The sequence below is a fragment of the Campylobacter sp. 10_1_50 genome (genome assembly GCF_000238755.1).
GTDB lineage: Bacteria > Campylobacterota > Campylobacteria > Campylobacterales > Campylobacteraceae > Campylobacter_A > Campylobacter_A concisus_R.
Genome location: NZ_JH414888.1, coordinates 823,282 through 832,312, shown reverse-complemented (window position 1 = coordinate 832,312; position 9,031 = coordinate 823,282). Strand labels below are relative to the sequence as shown.

General features: G+C 40.1%; 10 protein-coding genes and 1 rRNA gene. 5 read left to right on the top strand and 6 right to left on the bottom strand.

All coding sequences use genetic code 11. The annotated features are described in order from the left end of the window. Both HMPREF1019_RS08585 and HMPREF1019_RS08580 read right to left on the bottom strand, forming a co-directional pair. Window positions 1–209 (bottom strand): 16S ribosomal RNA (locus HMPREF1019_RS08585); the annotation flags it as partial. Window positions 210–597: 388 nt separating this feature from the next. Then, window positions 598–972, bottom strand: coding sequence for a RidA family protein (locus tag HMPREF1019_RS08580; protein WP_009295315.1), 375 nt, complete (start codon window positions 970–972; stop codon window positions 598–600). Between the two features lie 94 nt (window positions 973–1,066). On the opposite strand from HMPREF1019_RS08580, the gene HMPREF1019_RS08575 reads away from it, so the two are divergent. After that, window positions 1,067–1,540, top strand: coding sequence for a hypothetical protein (locus tag HMPREF1019_RS08575; RefSeq protein WP_009295314.1), 474 nt, complete (start codon window positions 1,067–1,069; stop codon window positions 1,538–1,540). Here HMPREF1019_RS08575 and HMPREF1019_RS08570 read toward each other — a convergent pair. Genes HMPREF1019_RS08570 through HMPREF1019_RS08560 form a run of 3 tightly spaced genes read right to left on the bottom strand, consistent with a single transcriptional unit; the run spans window position 1,518 to window position 3,515 of the window. Further along, window positions 1,518–2,057, bottom strand: coding sequence for a hypothetical protein (locus tag HMPREF1019_RS08570; protein WP_009295313.1), 540 nt, complete (start codon window positions 2,055–2,057; stop codon window positions 1,518–1,520). The two genes, HMPREF1019_RS08575 and HMPREF1019_RS08570, sit on opposite strands and share 23 nt — an antisense overlap. A gap of 42 nt (window positions 2,058–2,099) precedes the next feature. Beyond that, complete coding sequence (locus HMPREF1019_RS08565; protein WP_002942950.1) at window positions 2,100–2,660, bottom strand: Fe-S-containing hydro-lyase; 561 nt, start codon at window positions 2,658–2,660, stop codon at window positions 2,100–2,102. Window positions 2,661–2,669: 9 nt separating this feature from the next. After that, window positions 2,670–3,515: a fumarate hydratase gene (locus tag HMPREF1019_RS08560; RefSeq protein WP_009295312.1), complete on the bottom strand. Its 846-nt coding sequence runs from the start codon at window positions 3,513–3,515 to the stop codon at window positions 2,670–2,672. 158 nt (window positions 3,516–3,673) lie between these two features. Here HMPREF1019_RS08560 and HMPREF1019_RS08555 point away from each other — a divergent pair, with 158 nt between their 5' ends. From HMPREF1019_RS08555 to HMPREF1019_RS08545, 3 genes are read left to right on the top strand one after another with little or no spacing between them, the layout of a single operon-like run. Further along, window positions 3,674–4,237 (top strand): LemA family protein, encoded by a 564-nt coding sequence (locus HMPREF1019_RS08555; RefSeq protein ID WP_009295311.1) that lies wholly within the window; start codon window positions 3,674–3,676, stop codon window positions 4,235–4,237. A gap of 9 nt (window positions 4,238–4,246) precedes the next feature. Continuing rightward, the gene (locus tag HMPREF1019_RS08550; protein ID WP_009295310.1) at window positions 4,247–5,137 is read left to right on the top strand and encodes a DUF3137 domain-containing protein; all 891 of its coding nucleotides are present in this window, start codon (window positions 4,247–4,249) and stop codon (window positions 5,135–5,137) included. Between the two features lie 9 nt (window positions 5,138–5,146). Then, window positions 5,147–5,803 carry a hypothetical protein gene (locus tag HMPREF1019_RS08545; protein WP_009295309.1) on the top strand — a complete coding sequence of 219 codons (657 nt, stop codon included), beginning with the start codon at window positions 5,147–5,149 and terminating at the stop codon, window positions 5,801–5,803. A gap of 400 nt (window positions 5,804–6,203) precedes the next feature. Here HMPREF1019_RS08545 and HMPREF1019_RS08540 read toward each other — a convergent pair whose 3' ends face one another. Next, a complete protein-coding gene (locus HMPREF1019_RS08540) occupies window positions 6,204–7,544 on the bottom strand; it encodes a hemolysin family protein (RefSeq protein ID WP_009295308.1) in 1,341 nt (446 codons plus the stop codon). Window positions 7,545–7,715: 171 nt separating this feature from the next. Here HMPREF1019_RS08540 and HMPREF1019_RS08535 point away from each other — a divergent pair, with 171 nt between their 5' ends. After that, window positions 7,716–9,029: a sodium-dependent transporter gene (locus tag HMPREF1019_RS08535; RefSeq protein WP_009295307.1), complete on the top strand. Its 1,314-nt coding sequence runs from the start codon at window positions 7,716–7,718 to the stop codon at window positions 9,027–9,029. The last annotated feature ends 2 nt before the right edge of the window (window positions 9,030–9,031 follow it).

Below are 9,031 nucleotides of genomic sequence, written 5' to 3'. Positions count from 1 at the left end.
CTTTCCCTATCTAACTTATGCTAGAGAGGTGTATAGAGTATTAGCAGTCGTTTCCAACTGTTGTCCTCTAGTGTAGGGCAGATTAGCTATACATTACTCACCCGTGCGCCACTAACTCATAAGAGCAAGCTCTTACTCGTCCGTTCGACTTGCATGTATTAGGCACGCCGCCAGCGTTCACTCTGAGCCAGGATCAAACTCTCCATATTAATTACCTATCTAATAGATAGGATTTTTATTATGAAGTTTTTAATCAAAAAAACTTTTAGTTTTTATATTAGTTTGTCTAATCTATTATTTAATCATAATAGACTGGCTCAATCGATCACTTGTTTAGATTTCAAAGATTGACTAATAGTTTAACAATTGTAAGTTAAAAGAACAACGATAAGAAAAAGGCTTTATTAACGTTGAAGTTAAAGGTGGTTTCTCGTTTCGTGAGCTGGAATTATATATGAGGGATGCTTAAAGATAGTTGAAATAATTGCAAAATATTTTATAAATTTAAATTTTATTTTTTAGGTATAAATTTGGAGAGTTCTGCTCTCCATCTTATAAAGATTAATTATATGTGATATAACTTTTTCACGATATGTGTTAGCAAACTGCGATAACCTCAATTTCTACAAGTGCATCTTTTGGTAAAGTCTTCACAGCTACCGTGCTTCTGGCTGGATATGGCTCTTTGAAAAATTTAGCGTATGTGACATTTACTTTAGCAAAATCTGCCATATCTGCTAAAAAGATCGTAGTCTTTACGACATTATCAAAACTAAGTCCAGCTTCAGCCAAAATGTTTTGTAAATTTGTAAGTGATTGCTCGGCTTGAGCCTCTACGCTACTGCCTGCAAACTCACCTGCTGGTGTGACGCCAAGCTGACCTGAGATAAATAAAAATCCATTCGCGCTAATCGCCTGAGAATATGGTCCGATCGCTTGTGGGGCGTTTTTTGTTGAAATTTGTTTTTTCATATCTTCTCCTTTGAAATTTGGCAAAATCCTACTATAAATTTCTAAATTTTTAGGCACCAAAGGCTATAATGAACAAAATTTCAAAAGGACAAAGATGCAAATAACCCTTGCACCAAACGAATTTTTAGATGACTACGTGCTTGGTGCGCAGCTTGCCAAAAACGCGGGCATCTCATCAAATGCCTACCTCTTTTGGAAAAATGCGATCAGCGCTAAATTTGAAAACTCGCGCATCGTTTTTCTTAGAAAAAAGAGCGTCCCAGAGAAATTTAAAAACGCGCTAGAAGAGTGCACGCACTTAAATGGCCTCGTGCCAACTGGCGTTTTTTGCTCATTTACCTCACTTGCCCCATCGCACCTCGTGGCAAAAAATGGCTCGAAAATTTATGAGCTTTTTGAATTTCATGAAATTTGCGGTATCAAATTTTTAAATTTAAAGAAATTTTATGATGATTTTAAGCTTAGCTACTCGTATAGGATTTATATAGAAAAGTGCAAATTTTTCTCGCCAGCGCCCTTTGAAAAGCGCATAAAACTGACTGAGACTATGTGTCTTGGCTACTACTAGCCACCTCGAAAACGATTAGCGCTTCGGTTTTGTAGCCCCCTATCCTATCTTTATATAGCAAAATTTCGTCGTTTTCTCTTTTGGCGTAAATTTTAATGTGAGCAGAGTTTGTGCTCTCGTCGTAGTCTTCATATATAAATTTAAACTCCTCGCTACCCAGTGTGATAAACTGCAGTGCCTGAAACGAAACAGCAAAGACCAACTCCTCGCTAATGCCACTTGTTCTAAATTTATCAGCCAGCTTCATTACAAACGACCCCACGTCGCTAAAATACTCCTCAGGGCTTTCATACTCGCTTTCAAAAACTACTATCTCATTTATCGACCACTCATTTTGCGTCTTGTTTTGCTCAAATTTCTGCCTTTTTCTTATGACAGCTTTTAAAAATATCCCTTGTGGTTTTGAGATGAAGCCCTCGTCTAAAATTTGCTTTAGCTTTAAATTTACTAGCTCGCTTTTGGTTTTGGTGAAAAATTTAAGTAGTGGCTTTGCTTGATCGTTGTAAAAAGTTTTCATTTTAGAAGAAATTCCGCTAGCCACAAAGCTAGCGGATCAAATTTAGATTTTTTTGTAAGGTGCTTGGCCGACTTCGTAGAAGTTATTGCCCTCGCAGTCGATAGCGACTATCGCTGGGAAGTCCTCTACTGTGAGCCTTGCGACTGCCTCTGGTCCTAGCTCTGGATATGCCAAGACTTCATATTTTTTGATACTTTGGCTAATGACCGCTCCGATACCGCCGATAGCGACCATATAAACACAGCATGATTTTTTCATCGCATCAACTACTGCGTCATTGCGATATCCCTTGCCGATCATGCCATTTATGCCAACTTCGTTTATCATAGTTGGTGTGTATTTGTCCATTCTACCGCTTGTTGTTGGACCTGCTGCGCCGATAGCTTGGTTTGGTTTAGCTGGTGTTGGTCCGACGTAGTAGATAGTCTCGCCTTTTAGCTCAACTGGTAGCTTCTCGCCACGTGCTAGAGCCTCTGTTAGTGCCTTATGAGCGGCGTCACGAGCAGCGATGATAGTACCTGAGATTAGGACATTGTCGCCTGCTTTTAGGCTTTTTACCACCTCTTTATCAAATGGTGCTGTTATTCTTTTTACTTCTGACATGTTATCTCCTTAAAGCTCGGCGTCTGCGTGGCGTGCAGCGTGGCAGTTGATATTTATGGCTACTGGTAGGCCTGCGATGTGAGTTGGATACCACTCGACATTTACTTTTATGGCAGTTGTATCGCCACCAAGCCCTTGAGGTCCGACGCCTGTTTTGCTAGCAAGCTCAAGAAGCTCATCTTCTAGTTTTGCATATCTTGCATCGGCATTTTTGCTATCTACTGGACGAACTGCAGCTTGTTTAGCTAGAAGTGCTGCTTTATCCATAGTGCCGCCTATGCCAACGCCTATTGTCATTGGAGGGCAAGCGTTTGGTCCAGCGTATTTTACAGCCTCTAAAAATACCTTTTTAACGCCCTCTATGCCATCAGCTGGCACAAGCATTTTTAGTATTGATTTGTTCTCACTACCAAAGCCCTTTGGAGCGACTTTTATCTTTAGCTTATCGCCTGGGACGATCCTAGTGTGGATGACCGCTGGAGTGTTGTTTGTGGTGTTTTTTCTCTCAAAAAGTGGCTCAGCGACGACTGATTTTCTAAGATAGCCCTCAGTGTAGCCCTTCGCAACGCCTTCATTGATCGCGTCTTCTATATATCCGCCCTCGATATGCACGTCCTGACCGATCTCGACAAAGACAACCGTCATGCCAGTATCTTGGCAAATAGGCGCAACGCCCTCTTCTGCTAGCTTGGCATTTTGCAAAATTTTGCCCAAGATATCCTTACCAAGAGATGAGCTCTCAGTGGTTTGTGCTTTTGTAAAAGCAGCCTTTAGATCTGGCGTAACGACGTAACAGGCTTGTTTGCAAAGCTTTGCAACAGTCTCTTTTATATCTTTTACGTTTACCGTTCTCATTTATCCTCCTCGTAAAAAACAATTTTTAATTATATAAATTATATGTAAAATTTAAGATTAAATTATAATATTAAATTTAATCGCCCAACCTCGGTGTTTAAATACTCTTAAGCAACTTTGGATAAACTACAATAAACTTAAATTTCAAAGGAAAAGTTATGAATTCGTTAGTCATCACGATACTCGTTCTCGCAGTCATTTTTGTCTTTTTCATCAGCCTTTACAACTCGCTTGTTGCAAAGCAAAACCAGGTAAAAAGCGTGGAGGCTGGCATCGACGCACAGCTAAAAAGAAGATATGATCTCATACCAAATTTAGTAGCCACTGCAAAAGAGTACATGGTGCATGAAAAAGGCCTGCTAGAAAACATTACTGCCCTTAGAGAGAGTGCTAGAAGCGCCTCTACAAATGAGGAGAAATTTGAGCTAAATAACAAAATTTCAGGCTTGCTAAATGGTTTAAGAGTGAGCGTAGAAAACTACCCTGATCTAAAAGCAAATCAAAATTTACTTCACATCCAAAGCACACTAAACGAGGTTGAAGAGCAAATTTCAGCTGCCAGACGCGCTTACAACTCAGCTGTTGAAATTTACAACAACGCCACACAGATGTTTCCTTCAAACATCGTAGCTTCAATGTTTGGCTTTCACAAAGATGTCTTTTTTGATATCCCTGAAAATGAAGCAGCTGCTCCAAACGTCGGTGATCTTTTCAAAAAATAAGGCATAAAAATGCAAGCAGACGAACTAAAGGGCATCGACCTAAGCGACCTTGACGAGCTTGAAAAAGAGCGTCTTGCTATGGGGCAAAAAGCCTTTAAAATGATCGTTTATGGCTTTCTTGGCATCATAGTTGCAAGTGGTTTTTTGGCATCACTGCACCTTGGAAATTTATTTTTCTTTTTACTAATCGGCGGAGTTTTTTATCTTGGCAAGACGATAAATGGGCTAAAAAACGAGCTTATAGCAAAATTTAAACAAAAAGTAGTTGGCGTCATCGTAAAAAACTATGGTCTAAATTTCAGCGCAAATGGCGGACTAAGTTTGGATGATTTTTATAAAATTTACGACGCTGATATAAATAGACACTACGCAGAGGATATGATCTACGGGCAGATCGATGAGACGCAGTTTAAGCTTTGCGATTTTTATGCGGCAAAAGAAGTAAAAGGCGAAAAAAGCACTACTACAACAGTGAAATTTCAAGGCATTTTGCTAAAGGCTGAGTTTAAAAAAGAGCTAAACGCCACGATCTATGTCTGCGATAAAAAGCGAACATCTGATCTAATAAGCGAGGGCGAGCTAGCGACGATGGATAACCCTAAATTTAATGAACTTTTTAAGACCTACACGACCGATCAGATCGCTGCTAGATACGCTCTGACACCAAAGCTGATGGAAAATTTAACCGCTCTAAGAACTAAATTTAACGCCCCGCTCTCGGCAGTTTTTTTAAAAAATGAAATTTTCATCGCGATCGACCTTAGAAAGGATAGCTTTGAGCCTGATCTTAAAAAGCCGATAAACAGCAACGAGAGCGTGCAAAACTACATCGCAGGAGTTAGCGACTTTGTAGAGATCGTGCGTGATCTGGAGCTAAACAAAAACATCTGGAAGAGCTAAATTTATAAAATGCCAGATAAGACAAAGCTCAAAGAAGGCGACATATTTTACGTCTATAATGATTACTACAAGAGATATTTCTTTGGCAAAATATTAGTTGATATTAAAAACCGCCTTGTAAAGCGAGTAAATGAGGGCCTTCTTTGGCCGCTTGATTTTTTTAGTGACTGCTACTTGGTTGCTGTTTATAAAGATATAGCAGAGACGCCGGTGCTAAAAAGCCGTGAATTTATCATCCCAGGTAGCTTCATCTACAAAAGCAGTTTCAACCGCAAAAATGAAGACGCTATAAAGTGGGTCTATTATGATCACGAAGATATCAACTACCATGAGCTAGAATTTCCAGAGTACCTCATCAGTAGCAATGATAAAATTTGCCTAGAACGCGGAGAGCTTAGCATACCAACTGGCTTAACTCGCGCGCAATATGAGAATGAATTTAACATTACTGGCAGCAAAACTGGTGGCATAAACTACTCAAATGCCCTGCTTTTACAAGGCTTGCCAGCGTATAAAGAGAATATAGACCATAGCGATCTTCGCCTTTTGCCAGAGCTTCGTAAAAAGATATATGAGATGATAGGAGAGGATCCAGACATACCGTACTACGAGCTAGCATTAAAGCATGGCAAAGATCTAACACGCTTTTATCAAGATAAAAACTAGACTACAAAAGAGCTGCAAAAAAGTTTGATAAAAGAAATTTAACTCTCTTATTGTAGCCTAGATGAGCATGATAGAGAAATTTATAACGAAATTTGCGGCGTCGTGTCAGAGCCAAAGTAACTCACTAACACTTTAACTCAGATCAAGCTACTTTTATAAGCAGATGATAAATTTAAACCTCACAAGCCATTTTAAAATTTATAACCAAATTTACAAAAAAGCGGTGCTAACGTTTTAGAGATCTATTTTAAAAGGTGGTATCGCTTTAAATTTTGTGGTTTTGTGAGATAAATTTGATGGCTTAGAGTCTTTAAAAAGCGCAATGCCACTTAAATTTGCCCTATTTTTTATGATTTGTGAGATTAAATTTAATGGCCAAAAAAGCCATTAAATTTATAAACTAAGCCTGAGCAGGCTCCTCTTCTTCTTTTATCTTTTTTCTAACTTTTACGCGTGAGATGCTAGCTCCATCCATCTTTCTCACCTCGTAGTAGCAGTTTTCATCCTCGATCTTGTCCCCAACTACTGGCAAACGACCGATAAGGTTAAAGACATATCCGCCTATCGTGACTTGATCGGTCTCTTCATCAAAGCTTATACCAAGAAGCTCCTCAACGCTCTCTAGATCGTATCTGCCTTGGAATTCATAGATGTTTTCATTTATCTTTTTATAGTGTTGATCGACCTCGTCGTGCTCGTCGTTAAAGTCGCCAAGCACCTCCTCCATGATATCTTCCATCGTAAGAAGTCCAGCCGTGCCGCCGTACTCATCAACGACAAGTGCTGCTGAAATTTGCTCTTTGTTCATCATCACAAGCACCTTTGATATAGAAAGGCTCTCAGGCACGATGACAAATTTACGCACGATCGCATCAAAACTCTTCTCTTTATCCTCGCTAAAGTGTAGCTGCAAGATATCTCTAATGTGTATCATGCCCAAAATGATATCTTTTGAGCCGTCTATATAAGGATAGCGAGTATATTTTGACTCAAAAACGACTTGTAAATTCTCTTCAAAGCTCTTTTGTTTGTTTATGCAGATCATGTCGCGTCTTGGCGTCATAACCTCTTTTGCGACCGTATCACTAAAATCAACTGCATTTTTGATGATCTCAGTCTCAAAACTATCAAGCACGCCGCCCTTTAAGCTCTCGCCAACGATGATCTTGATCTCCTCTTCAGAGTGCGCTAGCTCATTCTCTTTTGCTGGCTGGATGCCTAAAATTTTAAGTCCAGATGTAGCTAGGATGTCAAAAAGCTTTATGATAGGCGAAAATAGTATCCAGAAAAAGTGAAGCGGACGGGCGATTTTAAGCACTGCTGATTCTGATTTGGCTATGGCGACTGACTTTGGCACAAGCTCGCCCATAACGACGTGAAGTAGCGTGATAAGCGTAAATGCGATCGCAAAGCCGACTGTATGAACTAAGATATCGCTAAGATTAAAAACATTTTTAAGTGGGGCTTCTATGAGCCTTGCGACTGCTGGCTCACCGATCCAACCAAGGGCGAGCGAGCTTAGCGTGATGCCAAGCTGAGTGGCGCTAAGATAGGTATCAAGCTTGTTTGACATCTCAAAAGCAAGCTGGGCGTTTGGCTTTTTCTCTTTGATAAGCTCTTCAAGTCTAGACTTGCGAACCTTAACAAGGGAAAATTCCGACAAAACAAAAAATGCGTTTAGTAAAATGAATATAATGGCAAGTATTACCATTAAAAGCGAGTTATCGCTACTGGGGTACAATTATGATCCTTAAGAGTTAAAAATTTTGTGCAGATTATAGCGAATTTATATTTAGCGGTCAAATTAGCCACGCCCAAAAGTAACAACGTTTCTTAAATTTAAGATTTATAAAAAGTTCTTAAATCATATTTTGGTAACATTATCTTCATCACTAAATTTATGGATTTTACAATGAGCAAAAAGAATTTTTCATCACGATGGGCGTTTATCTTAGCTTGCGTTGGATCCGCCGTTGGCATGGCAAATGTCTGGGGCTTTCCTTACAAACTTGGTACAAATGGTGGCGGAGCGTTTTTGCTCATCTACGTTTTTTTTGTAGCTCTTTTTTCATACGTTGGCTTGAGCGCTGAGTATGCGATCGGCAGGCGCGCAAAGACTGGCACACTTGGCTCATATAAATACGCATGGGAGAGTAGAAATTTAGGTGTCATAGGTAGTATCATCGGCTGGCTTCCACTTGCTGGCTCACTTTGCATAGCCATCGGCTACGCTGTCATCATCGCTTACGTGCTAAAAGCCCTTACTCAGGCACTTACTGGCTCATTTATGAGCGTTGATACAAATGTTTGGTTTAACTCATTTGCGCTTCATGAGTACTCAGTCCTGCCATATCACTTCATAGTGATCGTTGGTACGCTTCTTACGCTATTTTTTGGAGCAAAAAGCATCGAAAAGACTAATAAAATAATGATGCCACTATTTTTCGTGCTATTTGCCATTTTGGCTATAAATGTCGCGATGCTTCCAAACGCATTTGAGGGGTATAAATTTCTTTTTATCCCTGATTTTAGCAAGCTTGAAGATCCGATGGTGTGGGTCACAGCGATGGGTCAAGCCTTTTTCTCGCTCTCTATCACTGGTTCTGGCATGATAGTTTATGGAGCATATCTTTCAAAGGATGAGGACATCGTAGAAAGCGCCAAAACTACGGCATTTTTTGACACACTTGCAGCCCTTGTGGCGGCCCTTGTTATGATCCCAGCGGTCTTTGCCTACGCTATGGACCCAGCTGGCGGGCCAAAGCTACTTTTCGTAACGCTTCCTAAAATTTTACAAAATATGATCGGCGGTCAAATTTTTGCGATCATACTATTTACCGCAGTCATCTTTGGCGGTATCACTTCGCTTCAAAATATGTTTGAGGTGGTCGCTGAGTCACTCATGCATAAATTCCCACGCCTTAGCAGATTTTGGGTGCTTGTCCTACTTTGCGTGGTTTGCTTTGGCTTTGGAGCGTTTATGGAGCCTATTAGCAGTTGGGGACCTTGGATGGACTTTGTCTCTATCTACATCATCCCGATCGGCGCGGTTATCGGCGCTATATCTTGGTTTTGGGTCATTAAAAAAGAAGAAATTTTAGATGAGATAAACTCTGGAGCTAGCAAACCTTATGGCTCGCTCTGGTATTTTGTGGGTAAATTTATCTACGTTCCGCTCACGCTTTTACTCTGCGTGATCGCCATTAGCAAGGGAATTTCTTTTTAACT